The organism is Delftia tsuruhatensis NBRC 16741 (assembly GCF_001571325.1).
GTDB classification, from domain to species: Bacteria; Pseudomonadota; Gammaproteobacteria; order Burkholderiales; family Burkholderiaceae_C; genus Comamonas; species Comamonas tsuruhatensis.
In genome coordinates, this window is sequence record NZ_BCTO01000004.1 from 151,888 (window position 1) to 172,865 (window position 20,978).

Annotated in this window: 22 protein-coding genes; 16 read left to right on the forward strand and 6 right to left on the reverse strand. The window is 69.1% G+C overall.

Annotation, left to right across the window (positions count from 1 at the left end; translation table 11 throughout):
* The first annotated feature begins 203 nt into the window (after positions 1-203).
* The 3 genes from DTS01S_RS00995 (at position 204) to DTS01S_RS01005 (ending at position 2,076) form a co-directional block, all read left to right on the forward strand.
* A complete protein-coding gene (locus tag DTS01S_RS00995) occupies positions 204-1,019 on the forward strand; it encodes a crotonase/enoyl-CoA hydratase family protein (RefSeq protein WP_016446554.1) in 816 nt (271 codons plus the stop codon).
* A 102-nt stretch (positions 1,020-1,121) separates the two neighbouring features.
* On the forward strand, positions 1,122-1,592 hold the full coding sequence (locus DTS01S_RS01000; RefSeq protein WP_016446555.1) for a MarR family winged helix-turn-helix transcriptional regulator: 471 nt from the start codon (positions 1,122-1,124) through the stop codon (positions 1,590-1,592).
* Positions 1,593-1,659: 67 nt separating this feature from the next.
* Entirely contained in the window at positions 1,660-2,076 is a 417-nt protein-coding gene (locus DTS01S_RS01005; RefSeq protein ID WP_016451896.1) for an organic hydroperoxide resistance protein, read from the forward strand.
* Here DTS01S_RS01005 and DTS01S_RS01010 read toward each other — a convergent pair whose 3' ends face one another.
* Positions 2,077-2,829, reverse strand: coding sequence for a 2'-5' RNA ligase family protein (locus DTS01S_RS01010; RefSeq protein ID WP_016446557.1), 753 nt, complete (start codon positions 2,827-2,829; stop codon positions 2,077-2,079).
* Between the two features lie 30 nt (positions 2,830-2,859).
* Between DTS01S_RS01010 and DTS01S_RS01015 the strand changes: the two genes are divergently transcribed.
* Both DTS01S_RS01015 and DTS01S_RS01020 read left to right on the forward strand, forming a co-directional pair.
* Entirely contained in the window at positions 2,860-3,924 is a 1,065-nt protein-coding gene (locus tag DTS01S_RS01015) for a serine/threonine protein kinase (protein WP_047474524.1), read from the forward strand.
* A 116-nt stretch (positions 3,925-4,040) separates the two neighbouring features.
* Positions 4,041-4,991, forward strand: a complete 951-nt coding sequence (locus DTS01S_RS01020; protein ID WP_061287163.1) for a diguanylate cyclase — start codon at positions 4,041-4,043, stop codon at positions 4,989-4,991.
* A 74-nt stretch (positions 4,992-5,065) separates the two neighbouring features.
* Here the strand turns inward: DTS01S_RS01020 and DTS01S_RS01025 are convergent, their stop codons facing one another.
* The gene (locus DTS01S_RS01025) at positions 5,066-5,533 is read right to left on the reverse strand and encodes a hypothetical protein (protein WP_016451899.1); all 468 of its coding nucleotides are present in this window, start codon (positions 5,531-5,533) and stop codon (positions 5,066-5,068) included.
* A gap of 271 nt (positions 5,534-5,804) precedes the next feature.
* Between DTS01S_RS01025 and DTS01S_RS01030 the strand changes: the two genes are divergently transcribed.
* Complete coding sequence (locus DTS01S_RS01030; protein ID WP_437438704.1) at positions 5,805-7,016, forward strand: MFS transporter; 1,212 nt, start codon at positions 5,805-5,807, stop codon at positions 7,014-7,016.
* 28 nt (positions 7,017-7,044) lie between these two features.
* On the opposite strand, the gene soxR is transcribed toward DTS01S_RS01030, so the two are convergent.
* The gene (gene soxR / locus DTS01S_RS01035) at positions 7,045-7,515 is read right to left on the reverse strand and encodes a redox-sensitive transcriptional activator SoxR (protein ID WP_017407202.1); all 471 of its coding nucleotides are present in this window, start codon (positions 7,513-7,515) and stop codon (positions 7,045-7,047) included.
* A gap of 129 nt (positions 7,516-7,644) precedes the next feature.
* On the opposite strand from soxR, the gene DTS01S_RS01040 reads away from it, so the two are divergent.
* The 10 genes from DTS01S_RS01040 (at position 7,645) to ureG (ending at position 15,753) form a co-directional block, all read left to right on the forward strand.
* Positions 7,645-8,172 (forward strand): RidA family protein, encoded by a 528-nt coding sequence (locus DTS01S_RS01040; protein WP_061287165.1) that lies wholly within the window; start codon positions 7,645-7,647, stop codon positions 8,170-8,172.
* Positions 8,173-8,218: 46 nt separating this feature from the next.
* Positions 8,219-9,457 (forward strand): MFS transporter, encoded by a 1,239-nt coding sequence (locus DTS01S_RS01045; protein ID WP_061287166.1) that lies wholly within the window; start codon positions 8,219-8,221, stop codon positions 9,455-9,457.
* Positions 9,458-9,658: 201 nt separating this feature from the next.
* Positions 9,659-10,567, forward strand: a complete 909-nt coding sequence (locus DTS01S_RS01050; RefSeq protein WP_061287167.1) for an urease accessory protein UreD — start codon at positions 9,659-9,661, stop codon at positions 10,565-10,567.
* A gap of 17 nt (positions 10,568-10,584) precedes the next feature.
* Positions 10,585-10,887 (forward strand): urease subunit gamma, encoded by a 303-nt coding sequence (locus DTS01S_RS01055; protein ID WP_012203116.1) that lies wholly within the window; start codon positions 10,585-10,587, stop codon positions 10,885-10,887.
* A 158-nt stretch (positions 10,888-11,045) separates the two neighbouring features.
* Positions 11,046-11,669 (forward strand): HupE/UreJ family protein, encoded by a 624-nt coding sequence (locus tag DTS01S_RS01060; protein WP_061287169.1) that lies wholly within the window; start codon positions 11,046-11,048, stop codon positions 11,667-11,669.
* 27 nt (positions 11,670-11,696) lie between these two features.
* The gene (locus DTS01S_RS01065; protein WP_174538844.1) at positions 11,697-12,002 is read left to right on the forward strand and encodes an urease subunit beta; all 306 of its coding nucleotides are present in this window, start codon (positions 11,697-11,699) and stop codon (positions 12,000-12,002) included.
* A 12-nt stretch (positions 12,003-12,014) separates the two neighbouring features.
* Positions 12,015-13,718, forward strand: a complete 1,704-nt coding sequence (gene ureC / locus DTS01S_RS01070) for an urease subunit alpha (protein WP_046239195.1) — start codon at positions 12,015-12,017, stop codon at positions 13,716-13,718.
* Positions 13,719-13,725: 7 nt separating this feature from the next.
* Positions 13,726-14,382, forward strand: coding sequence for an urease accessory protein UreE (gene ureE, locus DTS01S_RS01075; RefSeq protein WP_061287171.1), 657 nt, complete (start codon positions 13,726-13,728; stop codon positions 14,380-14,382).
* A complete protein-coding gene (locus tag DTS01S_RS01080; RefSeq protein WP_061287188.1) occupies positions 14,375-15,091 on the forward strand; it encodes an urease accessory protein UreF in 717 nt (238 codons plus the stop codon). Before ureE ends, DTS01S_RS01080 begins: the two co-directional genes overlap by 8 nt.
* A 20-nt stretch (positions 15,092-15,111) precedes the next feature.
* Positions 15,112-15,753: an urease accessory protein UreG gene (gene ureG / locus DTS01S_RS01085; protein ID WP_016446573.1), complete on the forward strand. Its 642-nt coding sequence runs from the start codon at positions 15,112-15,114 to the stop codon at positions 15,751-15,753.
* Positions 15,754-15,772: 19 nt separating this feature from the next.
* Here ureG and DTS01S_RS01090 read toward each other — a convergent pair whose 3' ends face one another.
* From DTS01S_RS01090 to DTS01S_RS01100, 3 genes are all read right to left on the reverse strand, one after another.
* A complete protein-coding gene (locus DTS01S_RS01090; RefSeq protein WP_012203109.1) occupies positions 15,773-16,528 on the reverse strand; it encodes an exosortase H-associated membrane protein in 756 nt (251 codons plus the stop codon).
* A 10-nt stretch (positions 16,529-16,538) separates the two neighbouring features.
* A complete protein-coding gene (gene xrtH, locus DTS01S_RS01095; RefSeq protein WP_034366861.1) occupies positions 16,539-17,090 on the reverse strand; it encodes an exosortase H in 552 nt (183 codons plus the stop codon).
* A gap of 149 nt (positions 17,091-17,239) precedes the next feature.
* On the reverse strand, positions 17,240-20,848 hold the full coding sequence (locus DTS01S_RS01100) for an IPTL-CTERM sorting domain-containing protein (protein ID WP_061287173.1): 3,609 nt from the start codon (positions 20,846-20,848) through the stop codon (positions 17,240-17,242).
* Positions 20,849-20,978: the final 130 nt, after the last annotated feature.

The window sequence follows — 20,978 nt, forward strand, 5'->3', positions numbered from 1 at the left end:
GAAATCGAAAGCATGGTTTCGATCTTATCGATCGGCAATGGCGCTGGCAATGAATCGAAACGAACTTATCGATTTTCATCGATCAGCTTCCCAAACCTCAGAAAACGAAAGCATTGCTTAGATATTCATTTCGTTTTCAACCGTCCTCTGCGCGACTGCACCCATCCCTGGCCTGCTCTAAGGTCCATGCGCAGGAGACACGCATGGACATCAACACCCCCACCCCGCCGCCCGAAGGCTGCATCAGCTGCGAAGTGCGCGGCCATGTGCTGCTGATCGGCATCAACCGCCCCGCCAAGCGCAACGGCTGGACGCCGCCCATGTTCCAGCAACTGGCCGAGGCCTATACGCGCCTGGACGACGATCCAGAGTTGCGCGTGGGCGTGCTGCATGCGTTCGGCAGCCATTTCACGGCGGGGCTGGACCTGCCGGTGATGGCGGAGTACCTGCGCTCGGGCAGGAAGGCCATCCCGCAAGGCCTGGTGGAGCCGCACGACTACGGCCTGGTCGGCTACCGGCGCCGCGCCAAGCCCATGGTGGTGGCGGTCAAGGGCATTTGCTTCACGGTGGGCATCGAGCTGATGCTGGGCGCCGACATCGTGGTCGCGGCCGATGACTGCCGCTTTTCCCAGCTGGAGGTGCAGCGCTGCATCATGCCCACGGGCGGCGCCACGCTGCGCATGGCCGAGCGTGCGGGCGTGGGCAATGCCATGCTGCACCTGCTGACGGCCGACGAATTCGACAGCGCCGAGGCCTATCGCCTGAACTTCGTGCAGAAGGTGGTGCCGGCCGGTGAGGAGCTGGCCGAGGCGCTGCGCATTGCCGAGCGCATTGCCGCCCAGGCCCCGCAGGCCGTGGTGGCCACGCGGCTCAATGTGCTCAAGGCCATCGAGCTGGGCCAGGCCGCCGCCGTGGCCGACTTCATTCCCGTGCAGCAGCGCCTGGCCAGCAGCGAGGATGCGGCCGAGGGCGTGCGCTCCTTCATCGAAAAACGCCCCGCTCGCTTCACGGGCCGATAGGCCCCCTCGGTCCCTCGACCCCTGCGGATCTTCACCTTCCGATCCGAAGGGGTTTTTCAAATTAATTTGTGCACAATTTAATTGACAGCAATAATTCAACCCATGCCCAGCAGCCACCCCCTTCCTCTCGACAGCTCCGAGCTTCTGCGCCTGGACAACCAGGTCTGCTTCGCGCTGTACTCGGCATCGCTGGCCATGACCAAGCTGTACAAGCCCCTGCTCGATGGCATCGGCCTGACCTATCCGCAGTACCTGGTGATGCTGGTGCTGTGGGAGCGCGACGGCCTGACCGTGTCCGAGATCGGCGAACAGCTGTATCTGGATTCGGGCACGCTGACCCCGTTGCTCAAGCGCCTGGAAGGCGCGGGCCTGCTGGAGCGGGTGCGCGATGCGCATGACGAGAGGCGCGTGCGCATCACGCTCACGCCGCAAGGCCGGGCGCTGCGCGATGCGGCTGAAAAGATTCCCGCCTGCGTGCTGCAGAGCACGCAGTGCACGCTGCCCGAGTTGCAGGCGCTGACGCAGCAACTGGGCGCACTGCGCCAGCGGCTGGTGCCGCGCCGCAGCGATTGACGACCACCCACAGACGATTTCCTCCACCCGTCCGCACCGCCGGACAACTTTGCAAAAGGAAGACACCATGGCCCAGCTCGAAAAAGTCCTCTACACCGCACGTGCCCACACCACCGGCGGCCGCGACGGCGCCTCGCGCACCGATGACGGACGCCTGGATGTGACCCTGTCCTCGCCAGGCACCAGCGGCACGGGCACCAACCCCGAGCAACTGTTCGCCGCCGGCTACTCGGCCTGCTTCATCGGCGCCATCAAGGCCGTGGCCGGCAAGCAGAAGATCAGCCTGCCCCAGGACCTGGCCATCGACGCCGAAGTGGACCTGGGCACCATCCCCAACGCCTACGGCATCGCCGCGCGCCTGAAGGTCAGCCTGCCCGGCATGGACAGGGCCGCCGCCCAGGCCCTGGTGGACGCGGCCCACCAGGTCTGCCCCTACTCCAACGCCACGCGCGGCAACATCGACGTGCAGATCACCCTGGCCTGATCAGGCCCAGTCCGGCCTCTGCAGCCAGTGCAGCCTGCGGCGCAGGAGGTCGTAGCGGGCGTGGCAGGTCAACGGCCCGTGCAGCACGTCGGCTGCATAGCTGACCAGCGCGATCTCGCCCACGGCGGCCTGCCAGTGCTCCTGCATTGGCAGGCCGCTCATCCATTGCAGCACCTGGTCACGGGGCCAGGCAGCGCTCCAGGCGCCCAGCGTCACATGGGGCACGTAGGGGCGCATCGCCTCGGTCAGCGCCAGCCCGGGCCCTGTCTGCGCGAGCACGCCATGCAGTCCGTGCAGCGTGCAGCCGTCCGGCCTGCCGTCGCGCACCTGAAGGTAGGGCGCCATCTCGAAACTTCCCCAGCCACCGAACTCCAGCTGCAGCGGCGCGGCCGGCAGGTGCTGCAGCGCGAGCAGGTCGCGCGACAGTTGCGCCGCGCCGTAGGCCTGAGGCAGTTGCGCACCGCCATCCAGAAAGCCCGCGGTGGCCAGGGTCACGTGCAGTTGCCGCTGGCAGTGCGGGACCAGCGCCGCGCCCAGCCAGCGGCGTGCCTGCGCACAGGCGGCTTGCACGGCGTCGCGCACAGGCGGGGCCAGCGCCTGCATCGTCACCACCCAGACCGCATAGCGGCCACGGCCGAGGTGCCAGGCGCTCCAGTCGTCGGATGGCCCGGCCGCACTGGCGATGGCATGGGATTGCAGGAAGTGGGGCAGCAGCGGCACGGCGGGCGGATCGGCGTTGTCGGGCGGACGCAAAGCTTAAGCCAGCCCGGCGACAATCGCCCCATGTCTGCCACACCATACGATCCTGATCTGAGTGCCGTCCCCGATGCCGGTTCGCACGCCTATGCCCGGCTCACGCCCGACGCCGTGCTCGACGCACTGGCCTCGGTCGGCCTGTGGGGCGATGGCCGGCTCACGGCCCTGGCCTCCTACGAAAACCGCGTCTACCAGGCCGTGCTGGAGGACGGCGAACGGGTGGTGCTGAAGTTCTACCGCCCGGGCCGCTGGAGCCGCGATCAGATCCTGGAGGAGCACGCCTTCAGCGCCGAGCTGACGGCCGCCGAAGTGCCTGCCGTGCCCCCGCTGGTGCTGGAAGGTGCCACGCTGCACAGCTATGCGGGCTTTGATTTCTCGGTCAGCCCGTGGCGCGGTGGCCGCCCGCCCGAGCTGGACGATTTCGAGGTGCTGGAGTGGACCGGGCGCTTCCTGGCCCGCATCCACACCGTGGGCGAAGCGCGCCCGTTTGTGCACCGGCCCGCGCTGGATCTGGCCACCTTCGGCCACGACTCCATGCAATGGCTGCTGGACCGGAAAATGATTCCGCTGGAGGTGGAATCCACCTGGAAAGCCGCCTGCCAGCGCGCCCTTGAGCTGATGGCACCCGCTGCCGACGGCCTGAGCGCAGCCGGCCACTTCGGCCTGCACAGCGCGCGCACGCTGCGCCTGCACGGCGACTGCCATCCCGGCAACGTGCTGTGGACGCCGCTGGACGACGAAGGCCATGGCGGCCCGCATTTCGTGGACCTGGACGATGCGCGCACGGGCCCGGCCGTGCAGGACCTGTGGATGCTGCTGTCGGGCGACCGCAGCCAGCGCACGCGCCAGCTGGGGGCCCTGCTGGATGGCTATGAGCAGTTCCGCCCCTTCGACCGACGCGAGCTGGCCCTGATCGAGCCGCTGCGCACGCTGCGCCTCATCCACTACAGCGCCTGGCTGGCGCGGCGCCAGGACGACCCGATCTTTGCCATCAACTTCCCGTGGTTCGGCACACCCGACTACTGGCGCGGGCAGGTGGACATGCTCAACGAGCAGATCGAGGCGATGCAGGAAGAGCCTCTATACGCCTGAGGTCACCGGGCCGCCTGCCTGCCGAAGACAGAGATCTTTACAAATTGTCCACACCCCCTGCGCCCTATCCAGGGCTGCGGGTTCCGGGGTATTCTCGGCCCGAAATCCCACCGGCCATGCCCTACTCCGCCTTCCCCCCTTCGCTGCCCAACCCGCTACAGCCCTTGCCTGCCGGGCAGAAGGTGCTTGTGGTGGACGACGTCCCGGACAACGCCGCCATCATCTGCCAGGTGATCAAGGATCTGTGCAGCGTGCTCATGGCCCACACGGGCGAGGACGCGCTGACCCTGGCTCGCCAGTACCTGCCCGACCTCATCCTGCTGGACATCCGCATGCCCGAGATGGACGGCTTCGAGGTCTGCCGGCGCCTGAAGGCGGACCTGGAAACCGCCCACATCCCCGTCATCTTTCTCACGGCGCTGACCGAGCCCCATTGCGAGGAACTGGGACTGAACCTGGGCGCGGTGGATTTCGTGACCAAGCCCTTTCGCCCGCCCGTGCTCAAGGCGCGTGTGCGCACGCATCTGGAGATTGCACAGCAGCGCAAGATGCTGCAGCTGCTCTCGCACAGCGACGGGCTGACGGGCACGGCCAACCGGCGCTTTTTCGGCGCCCAGCTGGAGCGCGAGTTCATGCGCCTGCAGCGGCTGGGCGAGCCGCTGTCGCTGGTGATGATCGATGTGGACCACTTCAAGGCCTACAACGACCACTACGGTCATCTGGTCGGCGATGAATGCCTGAGCCAGCTGTCCCAGGCCATACAGGGCGCGCTGCACCGGCCTGGCGACCTGCTGGCGCGCTATGGCGGCGAGGAATTCGTCTGCCTGCTGCCCCATACGGCGCTGGACGGCGCGGTGCTGGTTGCGCAGGGCATCGTCGATGCGCTCAGGGCGCTGGACCTGCCCCACGCCGCCTCGCCCCTGGGCCATGCGCTGACCGTCAGCCTGGGTGTGGCCAGCATGGCGCCTTCGCCCGACAACAGCGCCGACCAATTGCTGGCCGATGCCGACCGGCGCCTGTACCTCGCCAAGAACGCGGGCCGGGACCGTATCGTCTGGGCGGGGTGAACCGAAGTACCCCCTGAGCGGCTGCGCTAGGCTGGGCCAGGCGCACCTTCCAGGGCGACGCATACCCTTAAGCGTTAGCAACGCCCGTCGACGCGGCAGGCCGGTACGACCTGACCGCTGGCGTCGCGCCATTGCAGCTGGCCGGCGGGGGTCTGGGAGGGCGCTGCAGGTGCGGGCTCCTGCGGTGTTTGGGTGGCGGAGCGCTGCGGGTCGTGCAGCACGGTGGACGAGCCCACGCCCACACCCACCCGCGCGCCGCCCACGCCCGTGGAGGCGCCCACGCCGGCGCTGCCCAGGACCTGGCCACTCTGGTTGACGCCCACCCCAACGCCCAGCGGCCCCACGCCCGTGCCGACACCGGCGCTCAGCCCGCCGCTGCCCAGCCCGACGCCCACCGATACCGGGCCGACGGGAATGCCTATGCCCACGCCGCCGCCTACCGAGCCGCAACCGGCCAGCAGCAGCGCGCAGGCGGCAAGCGCGGCCCCAGCCGCCTTGCGCGATGGCGGGCAGGTGATGAAGGCGGTGGGTGGAACTGGCATGCCGGACTCTCTGGACAAGGGAAAACACAGGGACGGCCACAGGGTACACCCGCCCGCCTGGCGCACGATGCCAGCGGTATGCCCGGGTGCATGCCAGGGGCTCGGAGGCGGCGAAACACCCAGGACACGCGGGTTTCTTAGAATTCACCCATTGGCCTGCGGGTCATTCCAGATTCCATGCGCTCCCGGACAGTGCCGCGGCGCCTCGGGGCGCAAGGCCTGCGCGGCGCCTCTTTCCCTCGCTTTCGTCTTCTTCGCGTTCCCTTTTTCTATGCAAACCCGTTGGCCGCCCTATGCGTGGGTGTGTTTTTCCATGTGCGTGGGTGTCATGGGCACGGCCCTGGCCAGCCCGCTGTACCCGCTGTACCAGCAGGCCTGGGGGCTGCAGCCCAGCCACATCACGCAGATCTTCGTGGCCTACATGTTCGGCGCGCTGGCCAGCCTGCTGTTCCTGGGCCGGCTGACCGACCGCTTCGGCTTTGTCGCCGTGCTGCGCGCCGGGCTGATCCTGATGACGCTGGGCGTGCTGGCCTCCACCGTGGCCTGGAACGTGCCCAGCTTTGCGCTGGGCCGCGTGGTGATCGGCGTGGCTTCGGGGCTGATCACCACCTCGGCCTCGGTGGGCATGACCCGGCTCAACAACCGGGGCGACCTGCAGCGCGCCGCGGCCACGACCAGCCTGACCATTGCCTTCGGCTTCGGGCTGGGCCCCGTGGTGGGCGGGCTGATCGCGCAGTGGCTGCCCTGGCCGCTGGTCACGGCCTATATCCCCTCGCTGGGGCTGGGCCTGCTGGCCATCTATGCGCTGTACCAGGTGCGCATTGCCGAGCCGGCGGAGCTGGCCTCCACCCAGGCACGTGCGCTGCACTGGCGTGATTTCATGCCCACCATCACCCTGCCCGAGCGCCGCTTTGCGCGCCACTACGCGCTGGGCGGCATGTGTGCGTTCTGCGCCTTCGGCATGTTCAGCCTGTTCGCATCGCTGGCGCCCAGCTTCATGCAGCGCATGGTGCCCTGGCATGGGCCGGCCGTTTCGGGCCTGTCCATCGGCGTGATCCTGTTCCTCTCGGCGGGCTTCCAGTACCTGGCGCGCCCGCGCCCGACCAAGGGCTCGGCCATTCTGGGCTTTGCCTGCCTGGTGGCCTGCAACCTCCTGCTGCTGGTCAACAGCTTTGCGGGCTCGGCCCTGCTGTTCGCGCTCAGCGTGATCACCACGGCGGCGGGCCACGGCCTGTGCAACCTGGCGGGCATGTCCATCGTCAACAAGGTCTCCACGCCGGCCACGCGCACGGGCCTGCTGTCCACGTACCTGGTGGTCGGCTACCTGGGCACCATCGTGCCCATCCTCGGCCTGGGCTGGCTCTCGGACCACATCGGCATCACCGAGGCCCTGGTCGCCTACTGCATCGTCATGGGCGCGCTGGCCGGCTGGCTGTGCTGGATGTGCACGCGCACGCCCACGCTGCCCATGCCCAAGCACTAGGGCCTGTTCGCGCCCAAGCGCAGGCTATTCAGCGAAAGTGCGGCCCCGGCCCGTCCTTGGCCAGGCAATCGCCGTCATTGCGCAGCGGGCAGACCTTGAGGGACAGGCAGCCGCAGCCAATGCAGCCGTCGATCTGGTCGCGCAGCTGGGTCAGCCCCTGGATGCGCGCATCCAGCGCATGGCGCCAGCGCGCGGACAGCGCGCTCCAGTCGGCCTGCGTGGGCGTGCGGCCGCTGGGCAGCTCCTGCAGCGCCTCGGCAATCTCGGCCAGCGGCACGCCCATGCGCTGGGCCACCCTGATGACGGCCACGCGCCGCAGCACGGCACGCGCATAGCGGCGCTGGTTGCCGGGCGTGCGCAGGCTCTCGATCAGCCCCTGGCGCTCGTAGAAATGCAGGGCCGAGACGGAGATGCCGCTGCGCCGGGCCACTTCGCCCACGGAGAGGATGGCCGGCCCGTCATGGTCGGACGCGGTGACACCGGCAGAAGACAGATTCATGGCAGCAGGAAAATAGGCGCAGGAAAAATAGGTCCAAGCAGGCCTGCATTTGACCTCAACTTTGGTTGAGGTTTCACACTGGCAAGCCTCGCCGGTCCAGCCGGCGCACTTTCGGACTCCAGGCCCACCATGCAACACGACGCACTTCCAGCCGCCTCGGCACAGCCCGCCGCTTCCACGGCCCCGCAACTGCACCATCTGCAGCCCGCCGGTCTCTACGACGCCACGCCCAACGGCTACACCCATGTGGTCACCGTGCACGGGCCGGCGCAATGGGCCTTCGTCTCGGGCCAGGGCGGCGAGAACCAGGCGGGAGACCTGCCCGACAGCTTCGCGGACCAGGCGCAGCAGGCGCTGTCCAACCTCAAGCTGGCGCTGCAGGCGGCGGGTGCGGACATGGGCCAGGTGGTCAAGCTGACCCTGCTCATCGTGGACCACTCGGAGGCCCGCTTCAACGACTGGCAGGCCGCCGTGCGCCTGCATTGGGGAGATGGTTCCCCCGGCGATGGCGCACCCAGCAATACCCTGCCGCGCTTTCCGGCCTGCACCCTGATCCCCGTGCCCCGGCTGGCCCTGCCCGGCATGCTGATCGAGGTCGATGCCGTGGCCGCACTGCCCGCCACCGCCCAGCCGGCGCGACCGCCGCTGTGGGTCTGAGCCATCCGCTTGCCACCCATCAGCAGATACCACAGGCATTCGTCCGATGAACAGATCCTCCCCGGCCCCCGCCCTGCCCTCGCCGCCCATGCAGGCCACCGCCGCGCCCGTGCTGCCCCAGAGCACCCTGCTGCTCATGGCCACGGCCTGCGGCCTGTGCGCGGGCGCCAATTACTTCAACCAGCCGCTGCTGCACTCCATCGCCATCGACCTGGGCATCAGCGAGGCGCGTGCCTCACTGACAGTGACCATGGCCCAGGTCTCCTATGCGCTGGGACTGCTGCTGCTCGTGCCGCTGGGCGACATGCTGGAACGCCGCCGCCTGGTGCTGGGCCTGATGCTGCTGGCCGCGCTGGGCATGCTGGCCAGCGGCATGGCGCACAGCTTTGCGCTGCTGGCGGCGGGCACGCTGATGACGGGGCTGTTCTCGGTCGCGGCCCAGGTGCTGGTGCCCATGGCGGCCAGCTTTGCGGCGCCCGGCGCCAGCGGGCGCGCCGTGGGCCTGGTCATGAGCGGGCTGCTGATCGGCATCCTGGCCTCGCGCAGCGTGGCCGGCGTGCTCTCGGACCTGGGCGGCTGGAATGCCGTGTACTGGGTCGGTGCCCTGGCCACGGCCGGCGTGGCCCTGCTGCTGCGGCGCGCGCTGCCGCTGGCGCAGCCGGCCCAGCGCATCGGCTATGGCGCGGTGCTGCGCTCCCTGCTCACGCTGGCGCGCGAGCAGCCGCGCCTGCGCAGCCGGGCGCTGATCGGCGGCATGGGCTTTGCCACGGTGAGCGTGCTGTTCTCCACCATGGCACTGCTGCTGGCCGGGCCGCGCTACGGGTTCGGCGATGCGCAGATCGGCCTCATCGGCCTGGTCGGCGTGGCCGGCGCCCTCATGGCCAACATGGCCGGCCGGCTGGCCGACCGGGGGCTGGAGCAGCGCACCACGCTGGCCGGCGGCCTGCTCATGCTGGCGGGCTGGGGGGCGCTGTGGCTGGGCGGCACCAGCCTGTGGTGGTTCCTGGCGGGGCTGCTCATCGTCGATGCTGCGCTGCAGGCCCTGCACATCAGCAACCAGAACGTGATCTACGCGCTGGCGCCTTCGGCGCGATCGTGCATCAATGCGGTCTACATGACGGGGTACTTCATCGGCGCCTCGCTGGGCTCGGCCGTGGGCTCGACGGTGTGGCTGCACTGGGGATGGACGGGTGCCGGCGTTGCAGGCCTGGCCCTGAGCCTGTGCACGCTGGCCGTGGTCGCCTGGGACAGAAGCCTGGCGCGCCAGGCCAAGGCACGGGCGTAGGGCATCGCACCAACCTGCGGCACGGCGGCGCAGGAATGCACCGCAAGCGTGCCGCATTCCGCCCCGCGCATGGCAGCGCACGCACCAATCCGATGCGCCAGCGCACCAGCAGGGCGCAGCCGCCACTGCACCGGATTGGCACGCTAAATGCATGACGGAAGGCCGTTACCACCCACACGCCCTGTACCGTCCGCCCCGCCCATGTCCGCAGCGCTACCGATCACCGCCGTGCCCACGTCCGCCTCGGGCTGGCAGGCCATGCTGGAGCTGCGCTTCGGGCACCGCGCCGGCCAGGGCAGCGTGCTTTCCCACGCACGCCACAGCGGCCCGCTGCGCGTGCAAAAACCGCTGCACCCTGAAGGCCCCGGCATCTGCCATGCCGTGCTGCTGCACCCGCCCGGCGGCGTGGCCGGCGGCGACCAGTTGCAGATCGATGTGACCGTGGAGCCCGGCGCCCACGCCCTGCTGACCACGCCAGGCGCCACGCGCTGGTACAAGTCCCAGGGCCGCCCGGCCGCGCAGCGCGTGCGGCTGCGCGTGGAAGAAGGCGCCATCCTGGAATGGCTGCCGCAGGAAAACATGCTGTTCGCCGGTGCCGACGCCACCATGGCGCTGGATCTGGAGCTTGCCCCGGGTGCGCGCGCCATCGGCTGGGACGCCACGGTGCTGGGCCGCTATGGCGCAGGCGAGCACTGGAACCATGCCGACGCACCGCCTGCGCGGCTGCAGCTTCACAACCGGCTGACCCATGCGGGCCTGCCACTGTGGCTGGAACAGGGCGAGCTGCACTGCGGCCATGCCCTGCTGTCCAGCCCGGTTGCCTGGGCAGGCTTGCCCATACAGGCCAGCCTCTGGGCCGCGGCCCCGGAACCCCTGGCGGCCATGGAGCCATTGAGCGAGCAACTGGCCGCCAGCCTGCCCTGGAGCGATGAAGTGCGCGCCGGCGCCAGCCTGCTGGCCGGCCAGGGCGGCGCGCCCTCGGTGCTGCTGCTGCGCGTGCTGGCGCGGCGCATGGAGGCGGCACGGGCCGTGCTGCATGAAGGCTGGCGCCTGCTGCGCCCCGCACTGCTGGACATGCCTGCCCGCCCTCCCCGCCTCTGGGCCACCTGATCAACGGAGACTCATCCATGGAACTCACCCCGCGTGAAAAAGACAAGCTGCTGCTGTTCACCGCAGCCCTGGTGGCCGAGCGGCGCAAGGCGCGCGGCCTGAAGCTCAACTACCCCGAGGCCGTGGCGCTGATCAGCGCTGCCGTGCTGGAGTGGGCGCGCGACGGCAGGACCGTGGCCGAGCTCATGCACCTGGGCACCACGGTGCTGACGCGCGCCGATGTGATGGAGGGCATCCCAGAAATGATCCCGGACATCCAGGTCGAAGCCACTTTCCCGGACGGCACCAAGCTGGTCACCGTTCATCATCCAATAGTTTGACCCCCTGAGCGGCTACGCCGCTTCCCCCAAGGGGGACGGCGCCATCGCTGCGGGGCGGCGCGGCCAGCTTAGGCCCTTGCTGGGCACCCCCAACCAGCCCGCTGCATCCGCTTGTGCCGTGGGCAGATCCAGTCTCGATAGCGATCAAGGAGATCTCCATGTTCAGATTCCGCAACACTTTCAACTACCTGCTCGCCCCGGCCCTGCTGGCCGCCGCAACGGCTGCCAGCGCCCATACGGGGGCCGGCGCCCACCTGCATGCCGGCGACGGCGCCATGCAGGCCCTGATGGCCGGGCTGTCCCATCCCATTGCGGGCCTGGACCATCTGCTGGCCATGGTGGCGCTGGGCCTGTGGTGCGGGCTGATGCTCAAGCGCCAGTGGCTGCCGCCCGTGGCCTTTGCCGCCTGCATGGCGCTGGGCCTGGCGCTGACGCAGACCCCGCTGGAGCTGCCGGCCGTCGAGCCCATGGTGGCTGCATCGCTGCTGGCCTTCGGCCTGCTGCTGGTGGCCCAGCGCCGCCTGCCCTTGGCCCTGGCCATGGTGCTGGCCGGCGCCTTCGCGCTGTTCCACGGATACGCGCATGGCGAGGTCTTCCCCCACGCGCTGCCCGCAGCCGTGTTCTGGGCCTACATGGCGGGCATGGTCGCCACCACGCTGGTGCTGCATGCGCTGGGCGTGGCCTTTGGCCGGGCCATGCGCGGCGGCACGGCATCGGCCTGGGCCGCACGCCTGGCCGGCGTGGCCGCCATGGGCTACGGTGCCGTGGCGCTGGCAGGCTGATCGCGGGAGCCGCACATGACCGAGCGCATCATCCCCGGCGAACTGCTGGCCGAGCCCGGCGAGATCCTGCTGAACGCGGGCCGGCCCGTGCAGACCCTCACGGTCACCAACACCGGCGACCGGCCCGTGCAGGTGGGCTCGCACTTTCACTTCTTCGAGGTCAACGAGGCCCTGCACTTCGACCGCGCCGCCGCACGCGGCTGGCGGCTGAACATCGCGGCCGGCACGGCCGTGCGCTTCGAGCCCGGGCAGGAGCGCACCGTGGAACTCGTGGAAATCTCCGGCGACCGCATCATCTATGGCTTCAACGCCAAGGTGATGGGACCTCTCTGAAAGGGAACATTCATGGCAAGCATCACGCGTCAGGCCTATGCCGAGATGTTCGGCCCCACCGTGGGCGACCGCCTGCGGCTGGCCGACACGGCCCTGGTCATCGAGATCGAGAAGGACCACACGATCTACGGCGAAGAGGTCAAGTTCGGCGGCGGCAAGGTCATCCGCGACGGCATGGGCCAGAGCCAGCGCATGGCCGCCGACTGCGCCGACACCGTCATCACCAATGCCGTGATCATCGACCACTGGGGCATCGTCAAGGCCGACATCGCCATCAAGAACGGGCTGATCGCCGGCATAGGCAAGGCCGGCAACCCGGACATGCAGCCGGGCGTGACCATCGTCATCGGCCCCGGCACGGAAATCATTGCGGGCGAGGGCATGATCGTCACGGCCGGCGGCATCGACACGCACATCCACTTCATCTGCCCGCAGCAGATCGACGAGGCGCTGACCAGCGGCGTGACCACCATGATCGGCGGCGGCACGGGCCCGGCCACGGGCACCTTCGCCACCACGGTCACGCCCGGCCCCTGGCACATGGAGCGCATGCTGCAGGCCGTGGACGGCTACCCCATGAACATCGGCCTGCTGGGCAAGGGCAACGCCAGCCAGGCCGCGCCGCTGCGCGAGCAGATCGCGGCAGGCGCCATCGGCCTGAAGCTGCACGAGGACTGGGGATCGACGCCCGCCGCCATCGACTGCTGCCTGGGCGTGGCCGACGAGACCGACACCCAGGTCGCCATCCACACCGACACGCTCAACGAGGGCGGCTTCGTCGAGGCCACGGTGGCCGCCTTCAAGGGCCGCACCATCCACACCTACCACACCGAAGGCGCGGGCGGCGGCCACGCGCCCGACATCATCAAGGTCTGCGGCGAGGCCAACGTGCTGCCCTCGTCCACCAACCCCACGCGGCCCTACACGGTGAACACGCTGGACGAGCACCTGGACATGCTCATGGTCTGCCACCACCTGGACGCCTCGATTGCCGAGGACATCGCCTTCGCCGAAAGCCGCATCCGCCGCGAGACCATCGCCGCCGAGGACGTGCTGCACGACCTGGGCGCCTTCTCCATGATCTCCAGCGACAGCCAGGCCATGGGCCGCGTGGGCGAAGTGGTGCTGCGCACCTGGCAGACCGCGCACAAGATGAAGGTCCAGCGCGGCAGCCTGCCGGGCGACAACGCGCGCCACGACAACTTCCGTGTCAAGCGCTACGTGGCCAAGTACACCATCAACCCCGCACGCACGCATGGCATCGCCCATGTCGTGGGCTCGGTCGAGGTCGGCAAGCTGGCCGACCTGGTGCTGTGGCGGCCTGCGTTCTTCGGCGTCAAGCCCAGCCTCATCCTCAAGGGTGGCAGCATCGCCAGCGCCGCCATGGGCGACCCCAACGCCAGCATCCCCACGCCCCAGCCCGTGCACTACCGCCCCATGTTCGCGGGCCAGGGCAGCGGCGTGGCGGCGGCCAGCCTCACCTTCATCTCGCAGGCCGCCCAGCAGGCCGGCGTGGCAGACCGCTACGGCCTGCGCAAGCGCACCGTGGCCGTGGAAAACTGCCGTAGCGTCAGCAAGCGCGACATGGTGCACAACGACTGGCAGCCCGACATCAGCGTCGATCCCGAGACCTACCAGGTCGTGGCCGACGGCCAGCTGCTGACCTGCGAGCCCGCCACCGAGCTGCCGATGGCGCAGCGGTATTTTCTGTTCTGATCACCCCATGCTCACCGTCAACAAACACATGCCCCAGGGCGGCGGCTTTGCCGCCGTGCTGGTCAGGCGCGCCACCACGCTGGAACTGGACTGGGACATGCGCCAGAAGAGCCGATTTGCGGCCATCGACTCCACGGGGCGCGAGCTGGCCGTGGTGCTGGTGCGCGGCAGCGTGCTGCGCGGCGGCGATGTGCTGGTGGCCGAGGATGGCAGCCTGGTCGCCGTGCGCGCCGCGGCCCAGGCGGTGTTGCGCGTGACGGCGGCCACGCCGCTGGGCCTGCTGCGTGCGGCCTACCACCTGGGCAACCGGCATATCCCGGTGGAGGTCACCCCCACGCACCTGCACCTGGAAAACGACCCCGTGCTCCACGACATGCTGCTGCGCCTGGGTGCACAGGTGGCCCTGGTGGATGCGCCCTTCGAGCCCGAGGCTGGCGCCTATGGCGGCGGCCACCGCCACGGCCATGACGCCAGCTTTGCCGAGGACCAGGCGCTGGCGCAGAGCGTGTATGCGCTGCATGACCATGGGCACGCACACGGCCATTCCCACGAACATTCCCACGATCATTCCCACGGGCATGAACATGGCCACGACCACAGCCATGACCATGATCACAAAGGCTGCTGCGGACACGGGCACGGCCACGACCATCCGCATGGCTGACCTGTCGATACAGGGGCTGTGCGCCCTGCTGCACTTGGCATCGCCCCAGCTGCCCGTGGGCGGCTTCAGCTATTCGCAGGGGCTGGAGGCCGCCATCGAGCACGGCCTGGTCACGGACGCCGGCACGGCGCGCACCTGGATTGCCGATGCGCTGGCCCACGGCTTTGCACGCTGCGAGGCGCCGCTGTGGCTGCTGCTGCGCCGGGCCTGGAGCGAAGGCGACGAAGGGGCAGTGCACGAATGGAACCAATGGTTCATTGCCAGCCGCGACAGCCGTGAGGCCCGTGCCGAGACGCTGCAGATGGGCTGGTCGCTGCACAGCCTGCTGCGCTCCGTGCCCTGGGGCGGCGAGGCCTTTGCGCCCCGCATCGCACAACTGGGCGCCCTTGTGGACAACCCTGGCTTGGCCTATCCCACGGCCTTTGCCTGCGCCTGCGCCGCCGTGGATGCCGACGAGGACCATGCCCTGCTGGCCTATGGCTTTGCCTGGCTGGAGAACCAGGTGGCCGCCGCCATCAAGGCCGTGCCACTGGGCCAGGTGGCGGGCCAGAGCCTGCTGCTGGCCCTGCATCCGCTGCTGGAGCAGGCCGTGGGCGAGGCACGCCGCCGCGCCAGCGAGGCGTCGCCCCGGCTGGACACCATGCTGCCCCAATGGAGCGTGCTGCAGGCGCGGCACGAACACCAGTACTCCCGGCTCTTCCGGTCCTGATCACTCACCCCAAGTCCACCATGAACACCCGCACCAAGAAACTCCCCCCGCTGCGCGTCGGCATCGGCGGCCCGGTCGGCTCCGGCAAGACCACGCTGCTGGAGATGCTGTGCAAGGCCATGCGCGCCCACTACGACCTGGTGGTCATCACCAACGACATCTACACCAAGGAAGACCAGCGCCTGCTGACGGTGGCCGAGGCCCTGCCGCCCGAGCGCATCATGGGCGTGGAGACCGGCGGCTGCCCGCACACGGCCATCCGCGAGGACGCCTCCATCAACCTCGAGGCCGTGGACCGCATGCTGCGCCAGTTCCCCGAGGCGGACATCGTCTTCATCGAAAGCGGCGGCGACAACCTGGCCGCCACCTTCAGCCCCGAGCTGTCGGACCTGACCATCTACGTGATCGACGTGGCCGGCGGCGAGAAGATTCCGCGCAAGGGCGGCCCCGGCATCACCAAGAGCGATCTGCTGGTGGTCAACAAGACCGACCTGGCGCCCTACGTGGGCGCCAACCTGTCCATCATGGAAGCCGACACGCAGCGCATGCGCGCCCACAAGCCCTATGTGATGGGCAGCGTGAAAAGCGGCAAGGGCCTGCGCGAGGTGATCGACTTCATCACCGAGCGCGGCCTGCTGCCGCCCATGCCCGCTCAGGCCTGAAGTCGGCCGCGCACGGCCTTCAGCGCTGCGGCGTGCCGCTGGTGGCCTTGGCCTTGGGCAGGGTGGCCGCGCTGCTGGAGGACACCAGCGGGTGGCCGGTGGAGGTGGCCGCGCCATCGGTCTGGCGCCAGGCCGAGGGCTTGGGCGCCACCATGGGCTGGGGCGCGGCGGCAGGCGCCCGGCTGCGGTTCCAGGCCGGCAGCAGCACGCGGCGCACAAAGCCCATGTCCAGCGCCAGCCACAGCAGCACCGGGCACAGCGTGGGCACCATCAGCCCGCCCATCTGGTAGGCGTAGACGATGGCCTCCAGCTGCCATGTCTGTATGCCCAGCACGTTGAGGTCAAGCCGCGCCGCAAGGCACAGCTGCATCAGCACCTGCGAGACCACGCTGAAGGTCTGCAAGGGCAGCAGCGCCACATACCCCACCAGGATGCGCCACCACCGGCCCGGCCCCCAGGCCGCCAGCAGCATGGCCACCAGCACCGGCAGGCCGTAGCCGTAGCGGGCGGGATCGACCTCGACGATGGCCTCGGCGCGGCGCCAGCCGGTCTGCTCGTTGGAGACCTGGACCGAGGAATTGACGACCAGGTTGCGGGGCGTCTCCAGGTCCACGCGCTGCACCCAGCCGTTGGCCGCGTTCTCCAGCACCCACTTGCTCATGCCGGACACCGGCACGGCCAGCCAGCCGGCCGCCAGCGTCCAGGCCAGGGTCAGCACCACGATGCCGCCCATGGCCAGGGCCGCGAAGCGCGAGATGGGATTGCGTCCGATCATGGCCTGCTCCTCAGGCGGCCACGGCGGCGGAAGCTGCAGCGGCAGGCGGCAGCGGCGGCTGGCCGCCGTCATCGTGCGACGGCGCCTTGCGGCCGCTCCAGCGCACCCACAGCAGCCAGAACACCAGCACGTCCAGCATGATCAGCGCTTGCCAGAGGTACTCATGCGCGAAGTTGAAGGCCGTGGTGCTCCACTGGCCCAGGTAGAACAGGCTGATGACGCGCAGCACGTTGATGGCCTGCACGGCCACGAAGCCGGCCAGCAGGCCCACCAGCTTCTGGCGCCATGACGAGGGGAAGGCCATCACGGCGGCAAACAGCACGATGTAGGCCTCCAGGCCGTTGCAGCCGGCCTCGATGGAGACGCCGAAGCCCGTGGCCGTGTTCCACAGCACCTTGCCCGTGGCCGAGGCCGTGCTGTCGAACCAGGTCACCAGCGAGGCGCAGATGTGCGCCAGGAAGGCCGTCCAGGGCAGCACGATGTGCTGTTGCACCCAACTGAGCAGGTTCAGCCCGAACATCGTCAGCTGGATGGCCAGAAAGATCAGAAAGAAACGCAGCATGGCAGGTCTTGGAGTGTTGGTTGCCGGGCTTGCGACCTGGCGGTTGCGAAACAGTGTCCCTCTATAGGCTCGCATTATCTTCGGACCGCTCAAAGACGACAAAGGCCGGTGCGTGAATCACGCCACCGGCCCTTGTCGTCACGGGCGCATCACCGACGCTCGCGCCTGCGCATGGTCCCCAGTGCCATCAGCGCCAGCAGGGACGACATCAGCATCAGGCCCCACTGCGACAGCGTGGGAATGCTGGCCGTGCCGCCCGGCCCCGGCTTGAGCGGCGTGGTGGTCGTGCTCTTGTCGTTGTCGGGATTGCCGTCACCGGGCACCGAGACCGTTGCCGAGTTGACCAGCGGGCGGGCGCCCTTGTAGGGCTTGTCCAGCTTGGTCTCCAGCGTGAAGACGGCCGTGCCGCCCTGGGCCAGCTGCGGCACGCTGCAGGTCACGGTGCGCGTGCCGCTGGCATAGCTGCAGCCTGCCGAGGCCGAGACGAACTCCAGCCCGGCGGGCAGCACGTCGGTCACCGAGCCGCCCGCGGGCGACTGCGGATCGCGGCCGTAGTTGGTGACGGTCAGCGTGTAGCTGGCCGTGTCGCCATCGTCCAGCGGGCCGGCGGGGCCCTGCTTGCCGATCCCCAGGTCCACGGCATTGCCCTGGCGGCTGGTGGAGGTCCGGTCGGTGGTGGTGTTGTTGACGATCACATCGCCGCCATTGCTCAGCCATTCCGTCTCGAAGGGCTTGACCGAGGCCTCGTGGTAGATGGTGCCGCCCGAAGCCTTGTCGGGCAGGGTCTGTGCACGCATCTTGAACTTGATGGTCATGCTCTGGCCCGGCGCCAGCGAGGGGATGGTGCACTGCAGAGGCCCGCTGGTCGCGTTCAGCGCCGGCTGCACGCCGCACCAGGATGCGGAGGCGCCGGGAATGCCGGCCAGCGCCAAGCCGTTCTGGTAGCTGAAGGTGGCCGTGGAGCCCGATGCGGGGAACTTGTCGGTCACGACCACCTGGGTGGCGTAGGAGGGGCCGGAGTTGGTCACCGTGATGGTGTATTCGGTGTCCTCACCCAGCACCAGGCCGTCCGCCGTGTGGCGCATGCTGATGTTCACATCCAGCTCGGCACGCTTGAGCCGGGCCTTGGCCTCGGCCTGGTTGTTGGCCTTGGTCAGTTCCTCGGTGGTGGTGTCGACGGCGACCGTGTTGAGGATCTCCGTGTCAGCCGCCAGATCGCCGCGCGAGCGCATCTTGTAGGTCACGGTGTACTGCGCGCCTGTGGGCAGCGGATTGGCCCAGGCGCACTCCAGCGTTCCGCCCTGCACGCCATCGGTGGCAGCCGGAGTGCAGGTGCCGCCGCCGGAGACCGTGGGCGTGCCGATGAAGATGGCGTCTGCAGGCAGCACGTCCTTGAGCGTGACATTGGCGGCCGACGAGGGGCCGTAGTTGGGCACCGTGACCGTATAGGTCAGCGGCTCGCCCGCAGCCGCCACCTTGGGCGAGACCTGCTTTTGCGCCGCAATTTCCGCGATGGCCTGCACGGTGATGCTGGCCGTCGAGGAATCGTTGCCGGGATCGGCGTCATGGATGTCCAGGGACTGGGCCGAGGCCGCGTTGGCATAGGTGCCGGTGGTGGCGCGCTTGGGGCGGATCTTGACCTCGATCACCACCTCGGCCTCCGGGGCCATGGAGGTGATGTCGCAGGTCAGATCGCGCGTCTCGCTGTTGACGCCGCCCGTGGGCGTGCCGCAGCTGGCGTTGGCCCCGGAGACGATGCGGCTGGAGACAAAGCCGCCGCCCGGGTAGGTGTACGGCACGGGATTGCCGGCCTCGTCCACCGGGTTGCCGCCCACGATGCGCACGCCGTCGGTCTGCTTGACCAGGGACTGCAGCGCGTCGCGCACGCGGACATTCGTCACCGTCGTGCTGGCCGAGTGGTTCTTCACCACCAGCTGGTAGGTGACCTCCTCACCGCTCTTGATGGCAGCCGGCGGCACGGGGCTGACCACGCTCTTGACGATGCCCACATCCACCTTGTCGGCAGACACGGTGACGGTCGCGGAGGTGGTGGCCGATGCATTGTCCCGGCCGATCACGCCAGCGGAGGCGTTGTTGGTGAAGTCCAGATGGCCCGAAGCCAGCGTGACCTTGGCCCTGACCTTGATCTGGCGGCTGGCGCCCACGGCCAGGCCCGCGGTCGAGGTGCAGCTCGGGGTGGTGCAGGTCCATTCCCCCGCGCCGGTGCCCGCACCGGACATGCTGACGATGGCCATGCGGCCGTCTGCGGGGTTGTCGGTCACGGTGATCTGCTGATTCGGCAGCACGGGCATGGGGCCGGTGTTGGTCACCGTGATCGTGTACTCGAACTCCTGGCCTGCCAGCACCGGGCGGCCAGGGCCGGCCTTGGCCAGCCTCAGCCGCGCATCGTTGCTGAAGTCCACGGCCGCGCTGGCCGTGTTGTTGGTCGTATTGGGCTCGTTGAGGCCGGGTGCCACACCGATCACGCCCTGGTTGACCAGCTGCGTGCCGGGTGTCCCGCCCGCAGCCACGCTGGCCTTGAAGCGGATGGCCTGCATGTTGGCGTAGCCGGCCACCGGGTACTCGCCCGCATGGGTGCAGGTGATGGTGCCGCTGTTGTGGCCGCAGTTCCAGGGCGCCGTGCTGCCATCGAAGCCCGTGAAGGTCACGCCGGCCGGCAGGGTGTCGGTGACGGTGAGATCGCGCGGCACGAGGGAGCCGCCTTCGCGGCGCGGCTGCAGCGTGTAGGTGACCTCGGTTGCCTGCAGCGCATCCAGCACTGTAGGCGCCACCTGCTTGCGCAGCGAGACATCCACGAACTCGCTGCCGCTGGAGACCACGGCGGCGCTGGCGGTGTTGTTGCCGGACTGGCCGTCGGGCATCTCCGTGCTGGCGTCCTTGTAGCCCTTGACGCTGGCAGCGCCGGCAATGGTGCCGCTCATGTTGGCGATGGCCGGCACGGTGATGGCTGGCAGCACGGCGCCTGGCAGCACCGGGCCGCCGCGCGTGCAGTTGAGCTCGCCCGAGATCAGCGGATAGCCCGAGGCCGGCGTGCAGCTCCAGCCGCTGCCTGAGGGCACGCCCGTGACCACGGCGCCGTTGGGCACGGGGAAACGCACCACGGTACGGCCACCGGCGGGGACCTCGGACGGGCCCTTGTTCTGCACGTCGATGACGTACTGGAAGGCGCCGCCGTTGGCGACGCTGGCGGGAGCCGCCATCGCGATGGCCAGATCGGCGGCCTCGGTGGTGGTGAAGTTGCGGTCCAGCTGCGTGTTGTTCTGGTCGTTGTCGTAGTCGGGCGATGCCATGCGCGCGCTGGCCACGGCGCGCCAGTTGGTGCCGACGGTCGGCAGGATGACCTCGAAGCCCACGGACTTGAAGCCATCGGCGGGCGCCAGGTTGCCGATGTTGCAGACCAGCGTGTTGTTGCCTGCGGTGAGCACCGTGCCGGCTGCGGGTGCCGTGCAGGTGATGCCGCCCGGGCTGCTGCTGTAGCCCTGGAACACGGCGCCCACGGGCAGCACCTCGGTCAGGGTGACGCCTACGGCGTCGGGACCGATGTTGTTGTGCCTGACCTTGGCCACATAGGTGAAGGTGCCGCCGGCAGGCCCTGCCGATGCGTCCTGTCCGTCATAGAGACCATCCTGGTTGACCAGGATGTCGGTATCGGCCGGCGCCGCCACGGCAGCCGCTGTTGCCAGCAAGCCGCCGGACAGCAGCGCACGCGCCAGCCAGCCCTTTCTCGTGAAAGCCATACAAACCTCTCTTTTGCTTCGTTGACAGCGCCGAATGCCGCAGGCACTGACGCACGGGGTGCCCGGCTGGAACAGCTCTGTCAAAAAGCCGACAACCGGACGCACCAAAGGGAGGCATGATGGTTCTTTA